A 22,220-nucleotide genomic window follows, 5' to 3' on the forward strand; every position below is an offset into this window, starting at 1 on the left:
GCATGGTGATCAGCCCAAATTTGTACCACCTTGAGTCGTACCACAGCGACATGTCGTAGTCGCGTCCGCTCGACCCCGCATGGCTGCCTGATGTTCCCAGTGTTGTTGCCATTTCTTTTATCTCCTCTTACGTTAATCAAGTACCCGCTGCTGCTCTATGCTTTCGCTGACACCGCCGCTTCCGTCTCCTGCCTTACTCAAAGACAGAATGCGTCGCCGCCATATTACTAAACCATTACATACCCACAACCCCGTAAAGACTATCCCCGAAGATGCGCCAAGTCAAGCAGTTTGTCGGACAGGCAATGGCTAAACCCCCACCCGTCAATCCACCCGGCCCTTGCTTTTTTGCGGTGGAGTGTATTTCCGCTTTCATCTATTTTTGGGGATAGGATTTATAGCACATATCATTTCCACAGAAAGGTCATTTTTTGAGAATATTGCTGCTTCTTGAGCCCAGAATGGAGCTCGGGATGAATTTCGCTCTAAAGAACTCTATCAGGCGTGAACGTCTTCGAAAAGGGATTATCTGAATCTATCTGCCGCCTGATTCTGTGCTTCCATTCACTTTTCCAGGAGGCAGGTATGCCATTCATGCCACTGTTTGAATATACTGATACTATGAATACGGATTGATTGCCTTAATCCTGCGATGCGATTCAGCTGTTTATTCTGGAACCGATGAACCAAGAACCTATCTTCCAGGCCTATCGTGGCCGATTTGCTCCATCTCCCACTGGACCGCTGCATTTTGGTTCCCTTGTTGCCGCGGTAGGCAGTTATCTGGAAGCGAGATCCCGTCACGGTGAATGGCTGGTCAGAATTGAGAATCTGGATCCATCACGCGAGGTTCCCGGGGCCTCAAAAGAGATTCTGAGCATACTTGAAATATTAGAGATGGAATGGGATGGTGAGGTGGTCTATCAAAGCCGGCGAAATGAAGCTTATCAGGCCGCACTCGCTCTACTCAAAAATAAAAATCTGATTTACCCCTGCATCTGTAGCCGCAAAGAAATCGCCGACTCCAGCATTACGGGTATAGACGGTCCAATTTATCCCCGCACCTGCCACCGTGGTTTGCCTGACACGGAGCGGCCTCAAGCATTGAGGGTGCGAACTGATAACAACCCGATTGAAATTAAGGATGTGTTACGAGGCCTGGTTCGGCAACGGCTGGAAAGTGATATTGGCGATTTCGTACTGCGCCGGGCTGACGGCATTTTTGCTTATCAATTGGCGGTGGTTGTGGACGATGCCGAGCAAGGCGTAACCCATGTGGTACGCGGCGAAGACTTGCTGAACTCCACACCTCGTCAGGTTCATCTGCAACAATTGCTGGGCTATCCTACCCCGGTGTATATGCATCTGCCGGTAGTCGTCAACACACTAGGCGAGAAACTCAGTAAACAAACTCATGCTGCACCTATCGTTACCTCTGATCCAGTATCGCAATTGATAATGGCGATACGTTTCCTTGGTCAGAAGCCACCTGCAGAATTGATCGAAGGCGACGTTGCCTCATTTTGGAAATGGGCAACTAAAAACTGGAAATCGGAAATGATTCCCTGAAATATCGCTTGCCTCGCTCAATGGATTCTTACTGTGAGTCGAAATGCAGCGCCTTATTCAAAATATTCGTGCTACGCTGCACTTGCGGATTGCTACTTTATCCATAGATCAAGGCATGATATAGCTTGTGTATCGCGTTTGCATGAAGCGAAACAGCGTTGAATTTCAAAAAAATACTTGAATACCAAAACTGATTTGGTATCTGCGAAGGAGGAATCGTGGCTTTCCTGCCATTTTATATATCCAGGCACAAGCGGCTCAAGATAGTGATTATAGGGGGTGGTTACGCCGGGATCGCAGCATTAGTGACCTTTTTGCGCTATATGCCGGATGCTGACATCACCATTATCGACCCGCGATCTCATCACCTCAAGATCACCCATCTACATGAAACTTTCCGATATCCGTTGCAGGATTACCTGATACCGTTTTCGGCCCTTGAACGCCGCTTTGGTTGTCGCCATGTCCATGCTGCGCTGGTTCCGGAGGCGGAAACTTTGCGGCAATGGCAGAATGATAAATTTCTTGTCGTCGATGATGAAATACTGGAATTTGATTACATTCTGATCACTTCGGGTTCCGCGCTGGCGCAAATGGATAAGGCGGACAATATCTTCGATCTGTATGACTTCATGACCACCCCCGGCTCCAGCTTGTTGGATAGCCGGCTGGATGGGCACGAAAATGGCGGGCAAATCATTTCTGTAATAGGTGGGGGTGCCACCGGCATCCAGTTTCTTTTTGAAATTGCGCATTTTCTTCGGCGCCGGAAAATCGAAGCTGGACTACGTTTGATCCATGGGGTGGATCGTGTACTTAACCAGTTCCCTGTTGGCTTCTCCACCTATGCTCAGGCACGCATGTCTGATCTGAATATTGATTTTTACCCTAATACGTATTATCGCGGACAAGAGACAGATGGCATATTTCTGGAAGAAGACGAGACCGGCCGAAAGTTTAATTTACCTTCTGTGATGTCGCTTCTGTTCCTTGGCAAAAAATCCGAAACTATATTTCTTGCCAATGCCTTTGGGCAGACCATGGTGGAACAAAAACCACTACAGAATATTTTTACCGCGGGAGATTGCTCAGTTTATCAATCCTTCGGCTCTGATACCCTGACAGCACAATCAGCGGTACGCAAAGGAAAGCTGGTAGCGCGAAATATCTTGCGTCACTCGGGTTCCTTCAAATTACTTGAGCCATATTTGCACCGCGATTTGGGTTACGTCATCAGCCTGGGACCGGCAGATGCGGTAGGCTGGCTAGCGCTGGAAGGTAACGTGGTCGGTGGCATGCCCGCAATGATGATCAAGGAGCTGGTGGAAGCTCAATATGATTTATTGCTGACAGGAATCGATACGTACCTGATTTAAGTCCGGATGATCCATTGCCACGCGGGATGGATGGCAAAGCAGGTTGCGAGACAATTTTGCCGGTTGGGAGAATAATCCATGGACCCCGGGCAAACAGCGGAAATGGCCGCAAACCGACCCTCAGCACTCGGGTAAGCTGGAGAGCCGCCTGATGGATTATCCGGGTTAAATAAAAAGTACTCGCAAAAACCAAGTCTGCGAATATACCTTTTAGGTTTAACGAACCCTAGGAGGTTCTCAGGATCCGATGCATACGACAGATGCCTGGAATGCATCAGTTACGTGGCAGGATGGATGATACAACCATTCCTTGCCCAAACCATTTTTCGATTACGTATTCGTAGAATTCCTGATTTCGCTTTGCATTGTGAACAGCGGCCAGAGCCTTTCCCAAATCGGTCAGGAGAACGTGACCCAGATCCAGCTGATTGTTCGCTGCCTGAGGAAATTGTATTTTTGTCGGCTTGCCATAGTAGAACAAACGGGTATGTTTGCCGAATTTCCTCTTTACGTACCCGCCTGGCTCCAAAGATATCAATCCAATGGTTTGCAGATATTTCAATGCCGGTAAATTGATTCCATGCTTTGTATAGATTTCATTTTCTATTTCATAGACTAAGGGCAAAGGCTCCCCCTGAACCCATACAAACTGCCGAAGGGACGTAAAGAGCGCAATACTCTTCTCATCAAGAATACTCGCATCGATCTCCTTACCTGCCATATTTTTGGGCATTGGGATCAATCACCGGGTTATTTTCCGCCATAGAGTTGGCTAAATTTTGTTTGATTCTCGCCGGCAGGCGCAGAGACATGCTCAGAATTTATGGCCGCGACGAACAAGTTCTTGCTCCAGCTTATCCAGAAAACCTATATTCTTTTTATGTTGCTTGTCACCCTTGTACCAGGAAAAAGAGGCAAGAATGCCAAGCACGATCAAAAGGATGTTTACCACGGTTGGACCACCAAAAAAAACATCGGTAAGTCCCGTTAGAAACGCAAATGCGCCCAAGAATCCCGTCCAATTCAAGAACTTATTGCCCCAGGTTGGAGCCTCGCGTTGGACGCGCCATGCTTGAAGCTTCTCACGTACAGAAATAACTTCTTCGTCAGTCCAATCTGTTAGATCCATCAGAATACTCTCAATCAGAACAAGAAAAAAAGATGATAGCAATACCCGAGAGCCGATCGGGCTAAGGTAGGTGAGACTGCGATCTGCTCGATATCAACCATCGACGTTAAAGGTCGAATGGCACAAACCTCTTTGCGGATCATGACCCTCAATTGGGAAATAATGAGAAATGGCCGAATCAAGGTTTAACTGAGCTTATGACTGCCGTACTGTGGATTATAAACTCATATGCAAAAAAAAGCCGGGGGTAACCCGGCTTTCTACTTCTGCACTGTACGGCCAATTTATGCGTCAGTTTTATCTGTCACAGGTTTCTCCACCGGAGCCGGGCGATCCAATAATTCAACTAGCGCCATGGGCGCATTATCGCCAATGCGAAAACCAAATTTGAGGATACGCAGGTAGCCACCATTACGTGTCTGATAGCGGGGGCCCAGTTCGGCAAACAATTTACCCACCATATCGCGATCACGCAGACGGTTAAATGCCAAGCGCCGGTTAGCCAACGATGGCTTTTTGCCGAGCGTTATCATGGGTTCAACGACGCGACGTAACTCTTTGGCTTTAGGCAGCGTAGTTTTGATAACCTCGTGCCGCAACAACGAATTAGTCATGTTGCGCAACATCGCCAGACGATGACTGCTGGTACGATTTAGTTTTCGGAGTCCATTATGGTGCCGCATGACTTGTTTCCTTTTTGCTTTTCTCAAGATTGGCGGGAGGCCAGCTTTCCAATTTCATTCCCAAGGTTAATCCGCGCGAGGCTAGTACTTCCTTGATCTCATTGAGAGATTTTCTGCCCAAGTTAGGAGTCTTCAGCAATTCAGTTTCCGTGCGCTGAATCAGGTCGCCAATGTAGTAAATGTTCTCGGCCTTAAGGCAGTTCGCGGAACGTACGGTAAGCTCAAGATCATCCACCGGGCGCAATAATACTGGATCAATCTGCGGCAACTTAGGCTGCTCCACCGGTAATGGCGTGCCCTTGAGGTCAGCAAATACCGATAGCTGTTCAACCAGCACCTTTGCGGCGTAACGAATCGCCTCTTCCGGATCGACTACACCATTTGTCTCGATATCCATAACAAGTTTGTCGAGGTCGGTACGCTGTTCGACACGCGCGCTCTCCACCGCATAACTTACACGCCTGACTGGACTGAAGGAAGCATCCAGTAAAATACTGCCGATGGTACGGCCTTCATTTGCCTGTTGCCGAACCGTTCCCGGCACGTAGCCGCGTCCCAGTTCTACTTTGATCTGCATATCCAATTTTCCGCCGGCGGTAAGATGCGCAACAACGTGATCCGGATTAATGATCTCCACGTCGTGTCCGGCCTCGATATCACCTGCGGTAACCGTCCCCTCGCCTTTCTTCTTAAGGATCAGAACAGCTTCGGTACGGTTATGCAGCTTCAGTACAATACCTTTCAGATTAAGCAGAATATCAACCACATCCTCCTGCACGCCATCAAGAGCGGAATATTCATGCACGACCCCACTGATCTGAACCTCCGTCGGCGCGAACCCCGGCATGGAAGATAGCAAGATACGGCGCAACGCGTTCCCTAAGGTGTGTCCATAGCCACGTTCAAACGGTTCCATGGTGACTTTGGCATGCAGCGGCGAAAAATTCTGAACATCAATAATTCGTGGCGTAAGAAAAATGTTACTTGGCATAGCCTGATCCTTTTGCGGAAAGCTTGGCAGTTAATTATTTAGAATACAATTCAATGACTAACGATTCGTTAATGCTGGATGGTAACTCGGACCGTTCCGGTTTGGTCTTGAAAATTCCTTTCATGGCTTTGGCATCCATCTCTATCCATTCCGGGAAATTGCGGTGCTCGGCGGCTTCCACTGCTGCCTTGATACGCAAATGGCTTTTCGCTTTCTCTGCCACTTCGATCACGTCACCTGGCTTCACCTGATAGGACGGTATGTTGACTCTCCGCCCATTCACCAATATTCCATTATGGCGCACGATCTGGCGCGCCTCTGAACGCGATGCACCAAAACCCATACGGTATGAAACCGTATCCAGCCGGCACTCCAGCAATTGCAGCAAATTTTCACCGGTGATGCCCCGTTGCCTGTCAGCCAGCTTATAATTATTGTGAAACTGACGCTCCAGTATTCCATATATGCGGCGCAGTTTCTGCTTTTCGCGCAACTGCACCCCATAGTCGGATAACCGCCCGCTTTTCTGGCCGTGTTGACCCGGGGCGTAGTTTCGGCGTTCGATAGCGCATTTGTCGGTAAAGCACTTCTCGCCTTTCAGGAATAGTTTCTCTCCTTCACGGCGACATTGGCGACATTTGGGATCAAGATTTCTGGCCACAGTCTACTCCTTAGATACGGCGTTTCTTCGGCGGCCGGCATCCGTTATGCGGAACCGGTGTCACATCCGAAATACTGGTAATTTTGAAGCCTGCCGCGTTCAAAGCCCGCACTGCGGATTCACGCCCAGGGCCAGGACCTTTGATACGCACTTCCAGATTCTTCACTCCACACTCCTGTGCGACTTTACTTGCCTGTTCGGCGGCCACCTGGGCAGCAAATGGGGTACTTTTGCGTGATCCCTTAAAACCAGCACCGCCCGAAGTCGCCCATGACAAAGCATTGCCTTGGCGATCGGTAATGGTGACGATAGTGTTATTAAATGAGGCATGAACGTGAGCAATACCTTCTGCTACGTTCTTCTTAACCTTCTTGCGTACCCGCGTGGCTGCTTTTACCATGTAGTTATTCCTTTGCGCTACGATTCAATTGGCTACCAAATAATTTATTTTCCTGCTGACTTCGCGCTGGACGAACGAACCGCTTTACGGGGTCCCTTGCGGGTTCTGGCATTGGTACGAGTGCGCTGACCACGTACTGGCAAACCACGACGGTGCCGCAATCCCCGATAGCAGCCAAGATCCATCAAGCGCTTGATATTCATTGAAATTTCACGCCGCAAATCGCCTTCCACAACGAACTTGGCAACTCGGTCCCGCAGTTTATCCATTTGCGCGTCGGTGATATCTTTGATCTTGGTCGATGTGACGATCCCGGACGCCGCGCAAATCTCACGCGCCCTGGTACGCCCTATACCATAAATCGAGGTCAATGCGATCTCGACATGCTGATGATTGGGAATATTTACTCCAGCGATACGGGCCATACGGTCTTCCTAGAAAAAAATTATAATTAAGACATTTACAGCATTTACCGGACGCTCAACCTTGACGCTGCTTATGTCTCGGATCTGTGCAAATCACCCGCACTACGCGGTTGCGCCGAATAATCTTGCAATTTCGGCAGATTTTTTTTACCGATGCCAATACTTTCATGTACGTCTCCTTTCCAGCTATTTTGCGCGAAATGTGATTCGCGCTCTGCTTAAATCATAGGGTGTCAGATCTACCGTTACCTTATCTCCCGGCAAAATCCGAATGTAGTGCATGCGCATCTTGCCGGAAATATGTCCCAGCACCACATGCCCATTTTCCAGCTTGACACGGAACGTCGCATTGGGCAATGTTTCCAGTATCTCACCTTGCATTTGTATCGTTTCTTCCTTGGCCATCCTATCCTTGGATACAACAATTATCTTGCTGGTAACCCGCCGCCACCCTTGAAATTCGTTTTCTTCAACAGACTCTCGTATTGGTGCGACATGATATAAGCCTGCACCTGCGCCATGAAATCCATGGTTACCACGACAATAATCAGCAAAGAAGTCCCGCCAAAATAAAATGGCACATTCCATTTCAAAATCAGGAACTCCGGCAGCAAGCACACAAGCGTTACATAAATCGCCCCTGCCAGGGTAAGCCGCAGCATGATGCGCTCGATATAACGCGCAGTTTGCTCACCAGGGCGGATTCCGGGAATGAAGGCACCGCTCTTTTTCAAATTCTCCGCAGTTTCTCTAGGATTGAACACTAATGCGGTGTAAAAGAAACAGAAAAATATGATCATCGCCGCGTACATCATTACGTAGACCGGCTGACCTGGTGATAGCGCCCCGCTCATGTCTTTTAGCCAACTCATGGATTCGCCGGTAGCGAACCATCCCGCCAATGTGGCAGGAAACAATATGATACTGGAAGCAAAAATTGGTGGAATTACACCGGCCATATTAAGCTTTAGCGGAAGATGCGAACTCTGGCCGCCGTATACCTTCCGTCCCACCTGACGTTTCGCATAATTCACCAGTATTTTGCGCTGACCCCGCTCGACAAAGACCACAAAGGCAGTGACAACCGTTGCCGCCACAAAAATTCCAAGTGCTACCAGGAAATGCATCGCGCCGGTTCTTACTAATTCGAGCGTGCCGCCGATCGCGCTTGGCAGTCCAGCGGCAATACCGGCAAAAATAATGAGCGATATGCCGTTACCGATTCCACGTTCAGTAATCTGTTCACCCAGCCACATTAGGAATATGGTGCCGGTGACCAGGGTTATTACCGTTGTCATTAGGAACATCGGCCCAGGCTCTATGACCAGTCCTGCCTGGGATTGTAAAGCAATGGATATACCATACCCCTGCACCAGGGCTAATCCCAACGTGCCGTAACGAGTATATTGGGTAATCTTTCTTCGTCCGGACTCACCTTCTTTTTTAAGCGCTTCCAGATAGGGGAAAGCCACCGTACCCAGCTGCATAATGATCGAAGCCGAGATATACGGCATGATCCCTAAAGCAAAAATCGAAAAGCGGGAAAGCGCACCTCCGGAAAACATGTTGAACATGCCGAGAATGCCTCCCTGCTGCGACTCAAACAAATCTTTCAGCACTATAGGATCAATACCCGGCACCGGAACATGCGCGCCGATGCGATAGACAATCAGTGCAAGCAGCAAAAACCACAGACGACGTTTCAAGTCGCCGAGTTTCCCCGAAAGTCCTCGCAGGGATTCGTTAGTGGCCAATCTTTGTCCTCTTGAACTTACTCAACACTGCCACCAGCAGCTTCAATGGCAGCCTTCGCGCCCTTGGTCACCGCAATGCCCTGCAATTTCAACGTGCGCTCGATCGTCCCGGAAAGTATAACCTTGGCGGTCAGCGCCGAATTCGGAACAATCCCCGCCTGCTTCAATGCCAGAATATCTATGACATCGCCCGGCAATTTGCTCAAGACCGAAAGCCGCACCTCCGCGACACTTTTTCTTGTGAGCGAAACAAAACCACGCTTTGGCAAGCGGCGTTGCAGAGGCATCTGCCCCCCTTCAAAACCCACCTTGTGAAAACCACCCGCCCGTGACTTCTGTCCCTTGTGACCGCGTCCGGCGGTCTTGCCAAGACCGGAACCAATACCACGTCCCACACGCCGGCTGGAATGCTTGGCGCCGGCAGCCGGTTTAATGGAATTCAGCCGCATCTATGCCTCACTCTTGACAAGGTAGTAAACGTTATTAATCATACCTCGCACCGCCGGAGTATCCTCCAGCTCGGCGGTACTATTAATTCCCCGCAACCCCAGCCCTCGTACCGTTGCACGATGTGATCGCTTGGTGCCGATCAGACTCTTGATCAACGTTACCTTGATTTTTTTTCCGGTCTTGGTCATTTCGCCGAACCCATGATTTCTTCTACGCTCTTTCCTCGTTTCGCAGCAATTTCCGAAGGTGTGTTCATAGACTGCAAGCCGTGCAGCGTAGCACGTACCACGTTATAAGGATTGGTCGAACCGATACACTTGGCCAGAATATTATGTATACCCATCACTTCAAATATTGCGCGCATCGGACCGCCGGCAATAATACCGGTTCCTTCGGAAGCGGGTTGCATATAGACCGTGGCGGCACCATGCCTGCCAATGACCGGGTGATGCAGCGTACCATTCTTGAGATCTACCTTGATCATCTTGCGGCGCGCTTCATCCATCGCTTTCTGCACCGCTACAGGCACCTCACGTGATTTCCCCTTGCCCATACCTACGGTACCGTCACCATTTCCAACCACGGTCAACGCGGCAAAACCGAGGATACGCCCCCCTTTCACCACTTTGGTGACACGATTGATCGCCACCATCTTTTCCTTGAGGCCATCGCCGCGGTCATCACCTTGAGGCACTTTTCCCTGCATTCTTCCCTGCATCTTAGCCATTATTATCTATTCCTCGCTCAGAATTTAAGGCCATGCTCACGAGCCGCCTCAGCCAGCGCTTTAACGCGCCCATGGTACTTAAAACCCGACCGGTCGAACGCAACGGTTTCAATACCCAGGCCCTTGGCCTTTTCAGCAACTCGTTTGCCGACTGCCGCCGCCGCGGCAACCGTCCCCCCATTGGGAAGCTCTTTCCGCAGATCCGGCTCCAGGGTAGACGCGCTGGTCAGCACCTTGCCGCCGACGCCATCTATCAGCTGTACATAAATATGGCAATTACTGCGATGCACAGCTAAGCGGACTGCCTTCAATTCAGCAATCTTGGCGCGGGTACGGCGCGCGCGGCGCAAACGGGATTTTATCGGATTGGACATATCTAACCCCAGTTATTTTTTCTTGGTTTCTTTCATTACAATGACTTCATTCGCGTAGCGCACACCCTTGCCCTTGTAAGGTTCCGGTCTGCGATACGCACGTATTTCCGCCGCCACCTGGCCGACTTGCTGCTTATCAATGCCTTTAATAAGGATCTCTGTCTGGCTCGGCGTCTCCGCTTTCACGCCGTCAGGCATCTTATGAGCAACCGGATGAGAAAATCCCAAGGTCAGGTTAAGAACCTCGCCCGCTGCTTGGGCTCGATAGCCCACACCCACCAGCAGCAGTTTTTTCTCAAAACCCTTGGTCACCCCATGCACCATATTAGCCAGCAGCGCGCGCATTGTACCGGACATCGCATTCGCCTGCTTGGAATCGTTGGAAGCCTTTATGAGCAGATTTCCGCCCTCCCGCTCAACGGCGATATCCGAAACGAGATGATGCCGCAACGTACCCAGCGGTCCTTTCACCAACACCTCGGAAGCTGACAAGGTTACTTCAACATTTTCCGGAACTGATACCGGATTTTTACCCACTCGAGACATTTTCTACGCCTTTTATACCTTTAGGCCCCTTAGGCCACTATGCATAACACTTCGCCGCCGACGCCACTGGCACGCGCCTTTCGTTCAGTCATTACACCCTTGGAAGTCGAGACTATTGCCACACCCAGACCATTCATCACATTAGGGAGCTTGTTACTGGCCTTATAGATGCGTAAACCAGGACGGCTCACCCGCTCAATTTTTTCGATTACCGGGCGGCCAGCATAATACTTCAGACTAATATCCAGTATCGGCTTGCCGCTCGCTTCGTGAACCGCAAAATCCTCAACGTATCCTTCATCCTTTAACACCTGCGCAATAGCCGCTTTCAGCTTGGAGGCAGGCATCGCAACCGAGTTTTTTTCAGAAAGCTGCGCATTACGTATACGCGTCAGCATATCGGCGATGGGGTCACTCATACTCATCTAAAGGCACCTCTGGCAATCCAATTTTTGGAACAAGCTCTGAAACATTCAAGCATACCCATGGCCATGTTTCCCGCTACCAACTGGCCTTGGTCATACCGGGAATTTCTCCGCTCATGGCAATATCGCGAAGCTTGCTACGGCCCAAACCAAACTTGCTATATACCCCGCGAGGGCGACCGGTCAATGCACAACGATTACGCAATCGCACCGGACTGGCGTTGCGTGGCAGCATCTGCAATTTGATTCTGGCAGAATGCCGCTCCTCATCGCTCATTTTGGTGTCATTGATGATAGCGAATAATTCAGCCCGTTTTGCCGCAAATTTCTTTACGGTCTCACGGCGTTTCAGGTCGCGGTTAATAACGGCTACTTTGGCCATCCTGCTCTCTCAGTTTTTGAATGGAAATTTGAATGCGGCGAGTAATGCCTTGGCTTCCGCATCTGTTTTCGCGGTCGTGGTGATCGTGATATTCATTCCACGCAGGGCATCGATCTTGTCATATTCAATTTCCGGAAAAATGATCTGTTCCTTTATGCCCATATTATAATTGCCCCGTCCATCAAAGGCCTTTCCGGAAATACCACGAAAATCTCGGATACGCGGAATCGCCACGCTAATCAATCGATCGAGAAATTCATACATGCGGACACGCCGTAACGTGACCATGCAACCGACCGGATATCCATCACGCACCTTAAAAGTGGCAATAGATTTTTTTGCTTTGGTCACCACCGGTTTTTGCCCCGCGATCTTTTTCATATCGCTTACAGCGTTATCCATAATTTTCTTATCTGCAACCGCCTCTCCCACCCCCATATTCAGGGTAATCTTACGAATACGCGGAACCTCCATCACAGACTTGTAATTAAATTGCTGGATTAACTGCTTTACTACGGCGTCACGATAATATTCTTGCAGACGAGCCATACCCCCTCCATTACCTCTTATATGTCAAGCAGTTCGCCATTCGACCTGAAGTAACGCACCTTGCGTTTATCTTCCAGGATCTTGATTCCAACGCGATCAGCCTTCTGCGTGGCAGGGTTAAAAATTGCCACATTTGAGATCTGAATGGGCTTTTCCATTTCAACGATTCCACCAGGCGTTCCCTTGTTCGGATTGGGCCGCTGATGTTTCTTGACCTTGTTGGCTCCCTCGACCACCACCAAGTCAGCGCTCACGATGCGCAACACCGTGCCACGTTTGCCCTTATCCTTACCGGTGGTGACGATTACGTCATCGCCTTTCTTTAATTTTTGCATACTGATTCCTTATCGGGCGCTTACAGAACTTCTGGCGCAAGCGAAACGATTTTCATGAAGCGCGCATTGCGTAATTCACGCGTTACCGGGCCAAAAATACGCGTACCAATAGGTTCCAGTTTGGCGTTCAGCAATACTGCCGCATTCTGGTCAAATTTGATCAACGATCCATCAGTACGCCGCACTCCTTTGGCGGTACGCACCACCACGGCATTATATATTTCGCCTTTCTTGACACGGCCTCGTGGCGCCGCATCCTTGATGCTGACTTTTATAACATCGCCGATGCCGGCATAGCGCCGCTTGGAGCCGCCCAGCACCTTGATGCACATGATTGAACGTGCGCCCGTATTGTCGGCGACTTGCAGAATCGATTGCATTTGGATCATTATTTACTCACTCTCTCCAACTTTTCCACCCGAATTTCAAGGCGCGGATAGTATTGGAACCCGTTCGGGTTGTGGTGCCGCCGAAACTGATCAGCGGCAAAAATTAAAGATCTGAAAACCAGAAGACTAAAGACTTGAGATTATACGATCATCGTACCAGAATAACAAGATAAAAAACCTGGCCTGACCTATCATTCAGCCGCTAGATAGTTATAGCCTTTTCCATCAGTTTAAGTACGCGCCAGGCTTTTGTTTTGGAGAGAGGTCTGCACTCTTCAATGATCACCGTGTCACCTGCATGAAACTCATTATTCTCATCGTGAACATGATATTTTTTCGAGCGGACCATAATTTTGCCATAAAGCGCATGTTTAACTTTACGTTCGACCAGAACGGTAATGGTCTTATCCATTTTGTCACTCACGACTTTTCCTGTGAGAGTACGGCTTAAATTGGCTTCGCTCATGATTGCTTCACTTTCTGGCTGAGAATGGTTTTTGTGCGCGCGATATCCCGGCGCACATTACGCAATTGGTTAGTGTTGCCTAGTTGCTGGGTTGCGTGCTGCATGCGCAGGCCAAATTGCGCCTTCAACAACTCCAGGAGTTCCTGTTGCAGTTGTTCCGGATTCTTGGCCCGGAGTTCGCTGATTTTTGCTTTCATAATTAACCGCCTACTTGTCGGATAACAAATGTGGTTTGAATGGGGAGCTTGGCAGCTGCCAAGCGGAACGCCTGACGAGCCAGCACTTCGTCAACACCATCCATTTCATACAACATTTTACCGGGTTGAATTTCCGCCACAAAATACTCCGGGTTCCCCTTGCCATTGCCCATCCGTACCTCGGCTGGTTTATGAGAAATGGGTTTGTCCGGAAAAATACGAATCCAGATACGTCCACCACGTTTAATGTGGCGAGTCATAGCACGCCGGGCGGCCTCGATCTGGCGCGCGGTTAAACGGCCACGGCCAACAGCCTTAAGCCCGTACTCACCAAAACTGACTTTGGCACCGCGTGTCGCAACCCCCTTGTTGCGGCCTTTTTGCTGCTTGCGGTATTTTGTTCTAGCTGGCTGCTGCATTTTTCGCTCCTGGCTTTACTGTCTTTCTGGCTGCAGTTTTGGTAGCAGCCTCATCAGCTGCGTTATCGGATCTTTTGTCTATACCCTTTTCACCATCAGTTCTTGCCTCAGTTCCGGCAGCCGGCTTTGATCCCGCCGCAACCTTGACTGGACTTGAAGCCGGTCTTCTGGCCGGGCGTTTCTTCTCCGGTTCTCCAGCTGGAATAAGCGCTTGCGCTGGCGTCGCCACGAGTTGCTCATTCCGACCGATCACTTCACCCTTGAACACCCATACCTTAATTCCAATCACACCATACGTAGTCTTGGCTTCCGAAGTACCATAATCCAGATCGGCGCGCAAAGTATGAAGGGGCACACGGCCTTCCCGATACCATTCTGTGCGGGCAATTTCGATGCCATTCAATCGTCCGGCGCTCATGATCTTAATGCCTTGGGCACCCAGTCGCATGGCATTTTGCATTGCACGTTTCGTGGCGCGACGGAACATGATGCGCTTTTCCAATTGCTGCGCGATATTGTCGGCAATAAGTTGCGCATCAATTTCCGGTTTGCGGATTTCTTCGATGTTCACGTGAACAGGAACACCCATGAGCTTTTGCAGCGCTCCACGCAGAACCTCGATATCTTCGCCTTTCTTGCCTATGACAACACCCGGGCGTGAGCTATAAATGGTAATGCGTGCGTTCTTGGACGGCCGTTCGATAATCACACGCCCTACTGATGCGTGCGCCAACTTCTTTTTCAGGTAGTCTCGCACCTTGATATCTTCGTTCAGCATCGCGGGAAATTTTCTTCCGTTGGCATACCATTTCGATGACCAGTTTTTTAGCACCGAAAGCCGGAAACCTGTTGGATGTATTTTTTGTCCCATAATGGCTTCGTAGATCCCTATTTTTTGTTGCCGGCTTTATCACCGACAGTAAGAAAAATGTGACAGGTTGGCTTGACAATACGATTGCCACGCCCTTTGGCGCGAGCGCTGGTACGCATCATGGATGGTCCGCGATCTACATATATTGTCGATACCTTTAGCTCGTCTATGTCAGCACCATCATTATGCTCCGCATTGGCAATGGCCGATTCCAGCAATTTCCGGATAATGACCGCTCCCTTCTTCGGGCTGAAGGCAAGCAGATTAAGCGCCCGATCCACCGGCAGGCCCCGAATCTGGTCGGCCACAAGACGTCCTTTCTGCTCGGACAGCCTAACTCCGCGCAATACAGCAGTTGTTTGCATGTTAATCTCCTATTTCTTCGATCCAGCCGCTGCTTTCTTGTCGCCTGAATGTCCCTTAAAGGTACGGGTATGGGAGAATTCCCCAAGTTTGTGCCCTACCATATTCTCTGTCACATATACCGGAACATGCTGTTTGCCATTGTGCACTGCTATGGTCAAACCGATAAAATCGGGAAGAACAGTGGAGCGGCGTGACCAGGTTTTGATCGGACGCTTATCACTGGTCGCACGCGCATTCTCGACCTTGTTCATCAGATGCAAGTCAACGAATGGTCCTTTTTTTACGGAACGTGCCATGATTCATTACCCCTTGTTTGAATAACGACGACGTACGATCATACCGTCGGTACGCTTATTGGTGCGTGTACGAAAACCCTTGGCGGGTGTTCCCCACGGGCTGACTGGATGACGGCCGGCGGCAGTTCTGCCTTCACCACCGCCATGCGGATGGTCTACAGGATTCATCACTACGCCGCGCACAGTTGGCCGAATGCCACGCCAGCGTTGCGCACCTGCTTTACCGATAGAGCGCAGGTTATGCTCTTCGTTGCCTACTTCACCTATGGTAGCCCGGCAATTCACGTGTACTTTGCGAATCTCTCCCGAACGCAGGCGCAGTTGCGCGTAATCCCCCTCGCGTGCGAGAAGTTGCACCGATGTACCTGCCGAACGGGCCAGTTGCGCGCCCTTGCCAGGCATCATTTCCACGCAGTGAATGGTGCTCCCTACTGGAATATTGCGTAATGGTAGTGCGTTACCGTTTTTGATTGGCGCATCCACGCCGTTCATCAACTGCATCCCGCTGACAACCCCCTTTGGCGCGATAATGTAGCGGCGCTCGCCATCCGCATAGCAAAGTAACGCCAAATTAGCGCTGCGGTTCGGATCGTATTCCAGTCGCTCGACCTTGGCAGTGATCCCATCCTTGTTACGGCGAAAGTCCACCATTCGATAGTGCTGCTTATGGCCCCCTCCCATATGACGGGTGGTGATGTGACCGTTGTGGTTACGTCCGGCTGTATGATTCTGCTTCTCCACCAGCCTGGCGTAGGGTGCGCCCTTGTGTAAACCGGGATTGACAACCTTGATTACCGCGCGACGGCCAGGTGAAGTTGGCTTGACTTTAACGAGTGCCATTACTTCGCCTCCCCTTGTGCAATTTCAGAAAAATTGATTTCCTGACCGGACTTGATGCTGACATAGGCCTTTTTCCAATTACTGCGGCGTCCCATGAAACGGCCAAAGCGCTTCTCTTTTCCCTTGACGTTAGCCACCTGCACACTCTTCACTTCGATGTTTTGAGCCTTCCACATCAATTCGACAGCGGCTTTTATCTCGGCCTTGGTCGCATCCGATATCACACGAAAAATGACCTGATTATGCTTCTCAGCGATATAGGTAGCCTTTTCCGAGATCTGAGGCGCCAGTATTACCTGCATCAGGCGTTCAGGGTTAAATGTTTGCGCACTCATGCAAGCAGCTCCTCAATTTTTGTCAATGCGCCACGAGTCATCAACACGGAGGCAAAACGCATAAGACTGACCGGATCGGCATGGCCCGCTTCCACCACCAGCACATGGGGCAAATTACGGGATGAAAGATAAAGATTCTCATCCACGCTATCGGTAATGATCATCACGTCATTCAACCCCATATCTTTCAGTTTCCGGGCCAGGACGTTGGTTTTTGGCGCATCCACGGTAAAATTCTCCACTACCGACAAACGATCCTCACGTACGAGCTGTGACAGGATGGCGCCGATACCGGCACGATACATCTTGCGATTGACCTTGTGGCTAAAGTTTTCTTCGGGGCTATTGGGGAAAATCTTACCGCCACCCCTCCATAACGGACTGGAAGCCATACCGGAACGTGCGCGGCCCGTACCTTTCTGCCGCCAGGGCTTGCGGGTGGATTTAGCGACATCCGATCGCCCTTTTTGAGCGCGATTAGCGCTGCGAGCATTAGCCAGATAAGCAGTAACCACTTGATGTATCAAGGATTCGTTATATTCACGGCCAAACAGGGCATCTGAGGCAGAAACGCTTGCGGCAGCCTGACCATCATCATTGATGAGTTTAAGTTCCATTATGCACCCGCCTTCTTGGCGGCTTTGGTGCCACCTTTCGCGCCTGTCGTATCCGCCTTGACAGCGGATTGCGTGCGGATCCGGGAAACCTTTACACTCGGATGCACTATTACGTCACCGCCTCTAGACCCAGGAATGGCACCCTTAATGAGTAACAAACCACGCTCTGTATCAACTCGAAGCACTTCCAGGTTCTGGGTGGTGCGCTGCACACTTCCCAAATGCCCGGACATGCGCTTGCCGGGAAATACACGGCCGGGATCCTGCGCCATGCCAATGGAACCCGGCACATTATGTGATTTTGAATTGCCGTGACTGGCACGATTTGAAGAGAAACCGTGACGCTTGATCACGCCCGCATAACCTTTGCCAATGGAGGTACCCGTTACATCCACCTTCTGCCCGACTTGGAAAATATCCAAACCGATGACTGCGCCAGGCTTAAGATTAAGGAGCGCTTCCTGCGTTACACGGAACTCCTTGAGGATGTGACCGGCTTCCACCGCGGCCTTGGCGAAATGCCCGGCCGCGGGCTTGTTGACGCGACTGGCGCGACGCTTCCCAAATGTCACCTGCACTGCGGAATAGCCGTCTGTATCTGGGGTTTTAATTTGTGTGACACGATTGTTCGACACGTCAAGCACCGTAACCGGCTGGCTATCGCCATCGTCGGTAAATATGCGAGTCATGCCAACCTTGCGGCCGACAAGTCCTAAACTCATTTTAATTACCCTTTCTTAAAAGGTGCCGATTGCAATTGACCGGCAGTTTAAATCCGCTTTGGATTTAGCGATTAAACTATTGATTCAACAAATAAACTAAAGACACAATATTTAAAACTTACAACTTTATTTCCACATCCACGCCTGCGGGTAGATCCAGTTTCATCAGGGCATCCACTGTCTTGTCGGTGGGATCCATAATGTCCATTAAACGCAGATGAGTTCGAATTTCGAACTGATCGCGCGAAGTCTTGTTAACATGAGGAGAACGTAGTACATCGAAGCGCTCGATGCGTGTAGGCAGAGGCACAGGCCCCTTGACCACAGCACCGGTACGCTTGGCGGTTTCAACAATCTCCATCGCTGACTTATCGATCAACCGATAATCAAACGCTTTCAGACGAATACGTATTTTCTGGCTTTGCATAGTCAAACCTCAGGTTGAGGACTCGGATTTTGAATTGGCGATTTGATACGTGGCATCAAATCTTAAACCCTATCCTTAATCCTATTATTACTCAATAACTTTTGCCACCACGCCTGCGCCGACGGTTCTTCCGCCTTCGCGAATGGCAAAACGCAGCCCTTCTTCCATGGCAATCGGCGCAATCAAGTTCACCATCACCGATACATTGTCCCCAGGCATCACCATCTCCGTTCCCGCCGGCAGTTCTATCGCCCCGGTCACGTCAGTGGTGCGAAAATAAAACTGAGGCCGGTATCCCTGGAAAAATGGGGTATGGCGTCCGCCTTCTTCCTTGCTCAGCACATAGATCTCGGCCGCAAACTTGGTGTGCGGGGTGATGCTGCCTGGCTTGGCCAATACTTGTCCACGCTCGACTTCTTCCCGTTTGGTACCCCGCAGCAGTACGCCAACGTTGTCCCCCGCCTGCCCCTGGTCCAGCAGCTTCCGAAACATTTCCACGCCGGTACAGACCGTCTTCACGGTAGGCTTCAGCCCTACGATCTCGATTTCTTCGCCCACTTTGACTATGCCGCGTTCAACCCGACCCGTCACCACAGTACCTCGTCCGGAAATGGAAAAAACATCTTCCACCGGCATCAGAAAGGGGCCGTCTATCGCCCGCACCGGCTCCGGAATGTAGCTGTCCAATGCATCCGCCAGCTTGAATATGGAGGGCTCGCCTATGTCGCTCTGATCACCTTCCAGCGCTTTCAGCGCAGAGCCAATAATGATCGGTGTGTCGTCGCCAGGAAAATTGTATTTGGAGAGCAGTTCGCGTACTTCCATTTCCACCAGTTCCAATAACTCGGCGTCGTCCACCATGTCGGCTTTGTTCATGTAGACGATGATGTACGGTACGCCTACCTGGCGTGCCAGCAGGATGTGCTCGCGCGTTTGCGGCATCGGGCCATCGGCAGCCGATACCACCAGTATGGCGCCGTCCATCTGCGCCGCGCCAGTTATCATGTTCTTGACGTAGTCAGCATGGCCAGGACAGTCAACATGGGCGTAATGGCGAGCGCTGGTCTCGTATTCAACATGGGAGGTATTGATGGTAATGCCCCGCGCTTTCTCTTCCGGCGCCGAGTCAATCTGTGCGTAACTCTTCGCTTCACCACCAAATTTCTTCGCCAGCACCATCGTCACCGCCGCCGTCAGCGTGGTCTTGCCATGATCCACGTGCCCAATCGTCCCTACATTTACGTGCGGTTTCGTCCGCTCAAATTTGCTCTTTGCCATGTTGTGCCCTTTACTTAATGACGGTTATTTCTTATTAATAACGGCTTCAGCTACATTTTTCGGTGCTTCGGAATAATGCTTGAACTCCATGGTATACGTCGCGCGCCCCTGAGTCGCGGAACGCAAGGTAGTTGAATAGCCAAACATTTCCGCCAGCGGAACTTCTGCTCGTATCACCTTGAGACCAGGAAGATCGTCCATTCCTTGGATCATGCCGCGACGGGAGGATAAATCGCCTACCACATTGCCCATAAAATCGGCTGGCGTTTCCACTTCTACCGCCATCATTGGTTCCAGCAACACCGGGTTGGCTTTACGCATTCCATCCTTGAATGCAATTGAAGCCGCCATCTTAAAGGCATTCTCATTGGAATCCACATCGTGATAGGAACCATCAAATAGCGTGACTTTGACATCCACTACTGGAAAGCCCGCCAATACGCCATTGGGAAGGGTATCGCGCAAACCTTTTTCCACCGCCGGAATATACTCGCGCGGCACTGTTCCGCCTTTGATGGCGTCAACAAACTCGAAGCCTTTACCCGCCTCATGCGGCTCCATTTTGAGCCAGACGTGACCATACTGACCGCGTCCACCGGATTGTTTGATAAATTTCCCTTCAACCTCCACCGCCTTTCTGATGGCTTCACGATATGCCACCTGCGGAGCACCTACGTTGGCTTCCACACTGAATTCACGCTTCATGCGGTCTACAATGATTTCCAGGTGTAATTCCCCCATGCCGGAAATAATGGTCTGACCGGATTCCTCATCGGTGCGAACGCGAAAAGACGGATCCTCTTGCGCCAGACGATTCAAAGCGATACCCATCTTCTCCTGATCCAGTTTTGTTTTTGGCTCCACTGCAACATGAATGACAGGCTCGGGAAATATCATCCGCTCAAGCGTGATAATGTCGCTGGGATCGCATAGCGTATCGCCGGTAACAGCTTCCTTCAAACCCACTGCCGCGGCAATATCCCCGGCACGGACTTCCTTGATCTCTTCTCGTTGGTTGGCATGCATTTGCAACAGCCTTCCAATTCGCTCCTTCCGTCCTTTAATCGGGTTGTAGATCGTATCGCCGGACGCCACCACCCCGGAATAAACACGAAAAAAAATCAGCTGGCCCACATAGGGATCCGTCGCAATCTTGAATGCCAGGCCGGCGAATGGCTCTTCGTCGCTTGCATGACGCTCGCCGGGTTCGCCATTTTCCTTCTCGCCATTAATCGCACGAATATCTACCGGCGAAGGCAAGTAATCAAGGACGGCGTCCAGCATGGCTTGCACGCCCTTATTCTTGAATGCCGAACCACAAAGCATAGGCACAATTTCGTTACTGATGGTACGAAGACGCAACCCCGTTTTGATATCGGCAATGGACAAATCCCCTTCTTCGAGATATTTGTTCATCAACTCTTCATTCGCCTCAGCGGCCGTTTCCACCATCTTTTCACGCCACACCTTGGCGTTTTCCAGCAAATCGGCCGGGATATCGCGTTCGTCGAATCTCATTCCCTGACTTGCTTCGTCCCAGTAAATAGCTTTCATTTTAATGAGATCGACGACGCCCTCAAACTTTTCTTCGGCGCCAATCGGCAATTGTACAGGTACTGGATGAGCCTTCAGGCGCGTTTGTATCTGTTCATAGACACGCATGAAATTGGCGCCCGCACGATCCATCTTGTTAACAAAGGCCAGTCGCGGCACTTTGTATTTATTGGCCTGACGCCATACGGTTTCAGTCTGAGGCTGCACGCCGCCAACCGCACAGAAAACGGTGCAAGCGCCGTCCAGTACACGCAGAGACCGTTCTACCTCGATGGTGAAATCAACGTGGCCCGGGGTGTCGATGATATTAATGCGATGATCGGGATAATTGCCTTCCATCCCTTTCCAAAAACAGGTAGTGGCAGCTGACGTAATGGTAATCCCGCGCTCCTGCTCCTGCTCCATCCAGTCCATTGTAGCCGCGCCGTCATGTACCTCGCCAAGCTTGTGCGATACGCCGGTATAAAACAGAATACGTTCAGTAGTCGTGGTTTTACCGGCATCTATATGCGCCATTACGCCAATATTCCGGTAACGTTCAATGGGTGTTTTTCTTGCCACAGTATATAAACCTTAATATTTTTGAACACCAGGACGCCAGAAGGCGCCGTTGAGTAACGGAAATCAGCCCCTTAAATCGGGAGCGATGACCTCAAGAATTCCGAGT

Annotated in this window: 35 protein-coding genes; 2 read left to right on the plus strand and 33 right to left on the minus strand. The window is 50.5% G+C overall.

Annotated elements, in window-relative coordinates:
* Positions 1 to 681 precede the first annotated feature (681 nt).
* Positions 682 to 1,569, plus strand: coding sequence for a tRNA glutamyl-Q(34) synthetase GluQRS (gluQRS, locus tag BLO43_RS11060; protein ID WP_090907123.1), 888 nt, complete (start codon positions 682 to 684; stop codon positions 1,567 to 1,569).
* A 218-nt stretch (positions 1,570 to 1,787) separates the two neighbouring features.
* Positions 1,788 to 2,945: an NAD(P)/FAD-dependent oxidoreductase gene (locus BLO43_RS11065; protein WP_090907124.1), complete on the plus strand. Its 1,158-nt coding sequence runs from the start codon at positions 1,788 to 1,790 to the stop codon at positions 2,943 to 2,945.
* A gap of 274 nt (positions 2,946 to 3,219) precedes the next feature.
* On the opposite strand, the gene BLO43_RS11070 is transcribed toward BLO43_RS11065, so the two are convergent.
* The 33 genes from BLO43_RS11070 to fusA all read right to left on the minus strand — a co-directional run bounded on the left by BLO43_RS11070 (position 3,220) and on the right by fusA (position 22,114).
* Positions 3,220 to 3,678, minus strand: a complete 459-nt coding sequence (locus BLO43_RS11070; RefSeq protein ID WP_254773438.1) for a DUF2806 domain-containing protein — start codon at positions 3,676 to 3,678, stop codon at positions 3,220 to 3,222.
* 81 nt (positions 3,679 to 3,759) lie between these two features.
* Positions 3,760 to 4,074, minus strand: coding sequence for a hypothetical protein (locus BLO43_RS11075; protein ID WP_090907125.1), 315 nt, complete (start codon positions 4,072 to 4,074; stop codon positions 3,760 to 3,762).
* Between the two features lie 284 nt (positions 4,075 to 4,358).
* Positions 4,359 to 4,757, minus strand: coding sequence for a 50S ribosomal protein L17 (gene rplQ, locus BLO43_RS11080; RefSeq protein ID WP_090907126.1), 399 nt, complete (start codon positions 4,755 to 4,757; stop codon positions 4,359 to 4,361).
* Complete coding sequence (gene rpoA / locus BLO43_RS11085) at positions 4,744 to 5,748, minus strand: DNA-directed RNA polymerase subunit alpha (protein ID WP_074633723.1); 1,005 nt, start codon at positions 5,746 to 5,748, stop codon at positions 4,744 to 4,746. The genes rplQ and rpoA overlap by 14 nt, the downstream gene beginning before the upstream one ends.
* A 34-nt stretch (positions 5,749 to 5,782) precedes the next feature.
* Positions 5,783 to 6,409 (minus strand): 30S ribosomal protein S4, encoded by a 627-nt coding sequence (rpsD, locus tag BLO43_RS11090; protein ID WP_074633726.1) that lies wholly within the window; start codon positions 6,407 to 6,409, stop codon positions 5,783 to 5,785.
* Between the two features lie 10 nt (positions 6,410 to 6,419).
* Positions 6,420 to 6,809: a 30S ribosomal protein S11 gene (rpsK, locus tag BLO43_RS11095; protein WP_004181016.1), complete on the minus strand. Its 390-nt coding sequence runs from the start codon at positions 6,807 to 6,809 to the stop codon at positions 6,420 to 6,422.
* A gap of 44 nt (positions 6,810 to 6,853) precedes the next feature.
* Positions 6,854 to 7,234, minus strand: coding sequence for a 30S ribosomal protein S13 (gene rpsM, locus BLO43_RS11100; protein ID WP_074633729.1), 381 nt, complete (start codon positions 7,232 to 7,234; stop codon positions 6,854 to 6,856).
* Positions 7,235 to 7,289: 55 nt separating this feature from the next.
* Complete coding sequence (gene rpmJ, locus BLO43_RS11105) at positions 7,290 to 7,403, minus strand: 50S ribosomal protein L36 (protein ID WP_074633734.1); 114 nt, start codon at positions 7,401 to 7,403, stop codon at positions 7,290 to 7,292.
* 17 nt (positions 7,404 to 7,420) lie between these two features.
* Positions 7,421 to 7,639: a translation initiation factor IF-1 gene (gene infA / locus BLO43_RS11110; RefSeq protein WP_004181006.1), complete on the minus strand. Its 219-nt coding sequence runs from the start codon at positions 7,637 to 7,639 to the stop codon at positions 7,421 to 7,423.
* A 20-nt stretch (positions 7,640 to 7,659) separates the two neighbouring features.
* Positions 7,660 to 8,988, minus strand: coding sequence for a preprotein translocase subunit SecY (gene secY, locus BLO43_RS11115; RefSeq protein ID WP_090907127.1), 1,329 nt, complete (start codon positions 8,986 to 8,988; stop codon positions 7,660 to 7,662).
* 17 nt (positions 8,989 to 9,005) lie between these two features.
* Positions 9,006 to 9,437, minus strand: a complete 432-nt coding sequence (gene rplO / locus BLO43_RS11120) for a 50S ribosomal protein L15 (RefSeq protein WP_090907128.1) — start codon at positions 9,435 to 9,437, stop codon at positions 9,006 to 9,008.
* Positions 9,438 to 9,626: a 50S ribosomal protein L30 gene (gene rpmD, locus BLO43_RS11125; protein WP_090907129.1), complete on the minus strand. Its 189-nt coding sequence runs from the start codon at positions 9,624 to 9,626 to the stop codon at positions 9,438 to 9,440. It lies immediately after the preceding gene.
* Positions 9,623 to 10,165 (minus strand): 30S ribosomal protein S5, encoded by a 543-nt coding sequence (rpsE, locus tag BLO43_RS11130; protein WP_074633746.1) that lies wholly within the window; start codon positions 10,163 to 10,165, stop codon positions 9,623 to 9,625. The genes rpmD and rpsE overlap by 4 nt, the downstream gene beginning before the upstream one ends.
* 17 nt (positions 10,166 to 10,182) lie before the next feature.
* Entirely contained in the window at positions 10,183 to 10,539 is a 357-nt protein-coding gene (gene rplR, locus BLO43_RS11135; protein WP_090907130.1) for a 50S ribosomal protein L18, read from the minus strand.
* Positions 10,540 to 10,551: 12 nt separating this feature from the next.
* Entirely contained in the window at positions 10,552 to 11,085 is a 534-nt protein-coding gene (gene rplF, locus BLO43_RS11140; protein ID WP_090907131.1) for a 50S ribosomal protein L6, read from the minus strand.
* 29 nt (positions 11,086 to 11,114) lie between these two features.
* Complete coding sequence (rpsH, locus tag BLO43_RS11145; protein WP_074633754.1) at positions 11,115 to 11,510, minus strand: 30S ribosomal protein S8; 396 nt, start codon at positions 11,508 to 11,510, stop codon at positions 11,115 to 11,117.
* 76 nt (positions 11,511 to 11,586) lie between these two features.
* Positions 11,587 to 11,892, minus strand: a complete 306-nt coding sequence (rpsN, locus tag BLO43_RS11150) for a 30S ribosomal protein S14 (protein ID WP_090907132.1) — start codon at positions 11,890 to 11,892, stop codon at positions 11,587 to 11,589.
* Between the two features lie 9 nt (positions 11,893 to 11,901).
* Positions 11,902 to 12,441 (minus strand): 50S ribosomal protein L5, encoded by a 540-nt coding sequence (rplE, locus tag BLO43_RS11155; RefSeq protein ID WP_074633759.1) that lies wholly within the window; start codon positions 12,439 to 12,441, stop codon positions 11,902 to 11,904.
* Between the two features lie 17 nt (positions 12,442 to 12,458).
* Positions 12,459 to 12,776, minus strand: coding sequence for a 50S ribosomal protein L24 (gene rplX / locus BLO43_RS11160; protein ID WP_074633761.1), 318 nt, complete (start codon positions 12,774 to 12,776; stop codon positions 12,459 to 12,461).
* A gap of 20 nt (positions 12,777 to 12,796) precedes the next feature.
* Positions 12,797 to 13,165, minus strand: coding sequence for a 50S ribosomal protein L14 (rplN, locus tag BLO43_RS11165; RefSeq protein WP_074633763.1), 369 nt, complete (start codon positions 13,163 to 13,165; stop codon positions 12,797 to 12,799).
* A 202-nt stretch (positions 13,166 to 13,367) separates the two neighbouring features.
* The gene (rpsQ, locus tag BLO43_RS11170; RefSeq protein ID WP_074633764.1) at positions 13,368 to 13,631 is read right to left on the minus strand and encodes a 30S ribosomal protein S17; all 264 of its coding nucleotides are present in this window, start codon (positions 13,629 to 13,631) and stop codon (positions 13,368 to 13,370) included.
* On the minus strand, positions 13,628 to 13,828 hold the full coding sequence (gene rpmC, locus BLO43_RS11175; RefSeq protein ID WP_074633765.1) for a 50S ribosomal protein L29: 201 nt from the start codon (positions 13,826 to 13,828) through the stop codon (positions 13,628 to 13,630). The genes rpsQ and rpmC overlap by 4 nt, the downstream gene beginning before the upstream one ends.
* A 2-nt stretch (positions 13,829 to 13,830) precedes the next feature.
* Complete coding sequence (gene rplP / locus BLO43_RS11180; RefSeq protein ID WP_004180992.1) at positions 13,831 to 14,247, minus strand: 50S ribosomal protein L16; 417 nt, start codon at positions 14,245 to 14,247, stop codon at positions 13,831 to 13,833.
* Positions 14,231 to 15,118 (minus strand): 30S ribosomal protein S3, encoded by an 888-nt coding sequence (gene rpsC / locus BLO43_RS11185; protein WP_090907133.1) that lies wholly within the window; start codon positions 15,116 to 15,118, stop codon positions 14,231 to 14,233. Before rpsC ends, rplP begins: the two co-directional genes overlap by 17 nt.
* A gap of 17 nt (positions 15,119 to 15,135) precedes the next feature.
* Complete coding sequence (gene rplV, locus BLO43_RS11190) at positions 15,136 to 15,483, minus strand: 50S ribosomal protein L22 (RefSeq protein ID WP_074633767.1); 348 nt, start codon at positions 15,481 to 15,483, stop codon at positions 15,136 to 15,138.
* Between the two features lie 9 nt (positions 15,484 to 15,492).
* Positions 15,493 to 15,780, minus strand: coding sequence for a 30S ribosomal protein S19 (gene rpsS, locus BLO43_RS11195; RefSeq protein ID WP_074633768.1), 288 nt, complete (start codon positions 15,778 to 15,780; stop codon positions 15,493 to 15,495).
* A gap of 6 nt (positions 15,781 to 15,786) precedes the next feature.
* On the minus strand, positions 15,787 to 16,620 hold the full coding sequence (gene rplB / locus BLO43_RS11200) for a 50S ribosomal protein L2 (RefSeq protein WP_090907134.1): 834 nt from the start codon (positions 16,618 to 16,620) through the stop codon (positions 15,787 to 15,789).
* The gene (gene rplW / locus BLO43_RS11205) at positions 16,620 to 16,955 is read right to left on the minus strand and encodes a 50S ribosomal protein L23 (protein ID WP_090907135.1); all 336 of its coding nucleotides are present in this window, start codon (positions 16,953 to 16,955) and stop codon (positions 16,620 to 16,622) included. Before rplW ends, rplB begins: the two co-directional genes overlap by 1 nt.
* A complete protein-coding gene (gene rplD / locus BLO43_RS11210) occupies positions 16,952 to 17,572 on the minus strand; it encodes a 50S ribosomal protein L4 (RefSeq protein WP_074633771.1) in 621 nt (206 codons plus the stop codon). Before rplD ends, rplW begins: the two co-directional genes overlap by 4 nt.
* Positions 17,572 to 18,294 (minus strand): 50S ribosomal protein L3, encoded by a 723-nt coding sequence (gene rplC, locus BLO43_RS11215; protein WP_074633772.1) that lies wholly within the window; start codon positions 18,292 to 18,294, stop codon positions 17,572 to 17,574. Before rplC ends, rplD begins: the two co-directional genes overlap by 1 nt.
* 118 nt (positions 18,295 to 18,412) lie before the next feature.
* The gene (rpsJ, locus tag BLO43_RS11220) at positions 18,413 to 18,721 is read right to left on the minus strand and encodes a 30S ribosomal protein S10 (protein WP_004180980.1); all 309 of its coding nucleotides are present in this window, start codon (positions 18,719 to 18,721) and stop codon (positions 18,413 to 18,415) included.
* 87 nt (positions 18,722 to 18,808) lie between these two features.
* Complete coding sequence (gene tuf, locus BLO43_RS11225) at positions 18,809 to 19,999, minus strand: elongation factor Tu (protein ID WP_090907136.1); 1,191 nt, start codon at positions 19,997 to 19,999, stop codon at positions 18,809 to 18,811.
* A 24-nt stretch (positions 20,000 to 20,023) separates the two neighbouring features.
* Complete coding sequence (fusA, locus tag BLO43_RS11230; RefSeq protein WP_090907137.1) at positions 20,024 to 22,114, minus strand: elongation factor G; 2,091 nt, start codon at positions 22,112 to 22,114, stop codon at positions 20,024 to 20,026.
* Positions 22,115 to 22,220: the final 106 nt, after the last annotated feature.

Origin of the sequence: Nitrosospira sp. Nsp13 (assembly GCF_900101945.1) — a bacterium.
Taxonomy (GTDB): domain Bacteria; phylum Pseudomonadota; class Gammaproteobacteria; order Burkholderiales; family Nitrosomonadaceae; genus Nitrosospira; species Nitrosospira multiformis_D.

Excerpts from the sequence above, each read along its gene's own strand:
- gluQRS (WP_090907123.1), top strand. The coding sequence starts at position 682 with ATGAACCAAGAACCTATCTTCCAGGCCTATCGTGGCCGATTTGCTCCA.
- BLO43_RS11070 (WP_254773438.1), bottom strand. The coding sequence starts at position 3,678 with ATGCCCAAAAATATGGCAGGTAAGGAGATCGATGCGAGTATTCTTGAT.
- BLO43_RS11075 (WP_090907125.1), bottom strand. The coding sequence starts at position 4,074 with ATGGATCTAACAGATTGGACTGACGAAGAAGTTATTTCTGTACGTGAG.
- rplQ (WP_090907126.1), bottom strand. The coding sequence starts at position 4,757 with ATGCGGCACCATAATGGACTCCGAAAACTAAATCGTACCAGCAGTCAT.
- rpoA (WP_074633723.1), bottom strand. The coding sequence starts at position 5,748 with ATGCCAAGTAACATTTTTCTTACGCCACGAATTATTGATGTTCAGAAT.
- rpsK (WP_004181016.1), bottom strand. The coding sequence starts at position 6,809 with ATGGTAAAAGCAGCCACGCGGGTACGCAAGAAGGTTAAGAAGAACGTA.
- rpsM (WP_074633729.1), bottom strand. The coding sequence starts at position 7,234 with ATGGCCCGTATCGCTGGAGTAAATATTCCCAATCATCAGCATGTCGAG.
- rpmJ (WP_074633734.1), bottom strand. The coding sequence starts at position 7,403 with ATGAAAGTATTGGCATCGGTAAAAAAAATCTGCCGAAATTGCAAGATT.
- infA (WP_004181006.1), bottom strand. The coding sequence starts at position 7,639 with ATGGCCAAGGAAGAAACGATACAAATGCAAGGTGAGATACTGGAAACA.
- rplO (WP_090907128.1), bottom strand. The coding sequence starts at position 9,437 with ATGCGGCTGAATTCCATTAAACCGGCTGCCGGCGCCAAGCATTCCAGC.
- rpmD (WP_090907129.1), bottom strand. The coding sequence starts at position 9,626 with ATGACCAAGACCGGAAAAAAAATCAAGGTAACGTTGATCAAGAGTCTG.
- rpsE (WP_074633746.1), bottom strand. The coding sequence starts at position 10,165 with ATGGCTAAGATGCAGGGAAGAATGCAGGGAAAAGTGCCTCAAGGTGAT.
- rplR (WP_090907130.1), bottom strand. The coding sequence starts at position 10,539 with ATGTCCAATCCGATAAAATCCCGTTTGCGCCGCGCGCGCCGTACCCGC.
- rplF (WP_090907131.1), bottom strand. The coding sequence starts at position 11,085 with ATGTCTCGAGTGGGTAAAAATCCGGTATCAGTTCCGGAAAATGTTGAA.
- rpsH (WP_074633754.1), bottom strand. The coding sequence starts at position 11,510 with ATGAGTATGAGTGACCCCATCGCCGATATGCTGACGCGTATACGTAAT.
- rpsN (WP_090907132.1), bottom strand. The coding sequence starts at position 11,892 with ATGGCCAAAGTAGCCGTTATTAACCGCGACCTGAAACGCCGTGAGACC.
- rplE (WP_074633759.1), bottom strand. The coding sequence starts at position 12,441 with ATGGCTCGTCTGCAAGAATATTATCGTGACGCCGTAGTAAAGCAGTTA.
- rplX (WP_074633761.1), bottom strand. The coding sequence starts at position 12,776 with ATGCAAAAATTAAAGAAAGGCGATGACGTAATCGTCACCACCGGTAAG.
- rplN (WP_074633763.1), bottom strand. The coding sequence starts at position 13,165 with ATGATCCAAATGCAATCGATTCTGCAAGTCGCCGACAATACGGGCGCA.
- rpsQ (WP_074633764.1), bottom strand. The coding sequence starts at position 13,631 with ATGAGCGAAGCCAATTTAAGCCGTACTCTCACAGGAAAAGTCGTGAGT.
- rpmC (WP_074633765.1), bottom strand. The coding sequence starts at position 13,828 with ATGAAAGCAAAAATCAGCGAACTCCGGGCCAAGAATCCGGAACAACTG.
- rplP (WP_004180992.1), bottom strand. The coding sequence starts at position 14,247 with ATGCAGCAGCCAGCTAGAACAAAATACCGCAAGCAGCAAAAAGGCCGC.
- rpsC (WP_090907133.1), bottom strand. The coding sequence starts at position 15,118 with ATGGGACAAAAAATACATCCAACAGGTTTCCGGCTTTCGGTGCTAAAA.
- rplV (WP_074633767.1), bottom strand. The coding sequence starts at position 15,483 with ATGCAAACAACTGCTGTATTGCGCGGAGTTAGGCTGTCCGAGCAGAAA.
- rpsS (WP_074633768.1), bottom strand. The coding sequence starts at position 15,780 with ATGGCACGTTCCGTAAAAAAAGGACCATTCGTTGACTTGCATCTGATG.
- rplB (WP_090907134.1), bottom strand. The coding sequence starts at position 16,620 with ATGGCACTCGTTAAAGTCAAGCCAACTTCACCTGGCCGTCGCGCGGTA.
- rplW (WP_090907135.1), bottom strand. The coding sequence starts at position 16,955 with ATGAGTGCGCAAACATTTAACCCTGAACGCCTGATGCAGGTAATACTG.
- rplD (WP_074633771.1), bottom strand. The coding sequence starts at position 17,572 with ATGGAACTTAAACTCATCAATGATGATGGTCAGGCTGCCGCAAGCGTT.
- rplC (WP_074633772.1), bottom strand. The coding sequence starts at position 18,294 with ATGAGTTTAGGACTTGTCGGCCGCAAGGTTGGCATGACTCGCATATTT.
- rpsJ (WP_004180980.1), bottom strand. The coding sequence starts at position 18,721 with ATGCAAAGCCAGAAAATACGTATTCGTCTGAAAGCGTTTGATTATCGG.
- tuf (WP_090907136.1), bottom strand. The coding sequence starts at position 19,999 with ATGGCAAAGAGCAAATTTGAGCGGACGAAACCGCACGTAAATGTAGGG.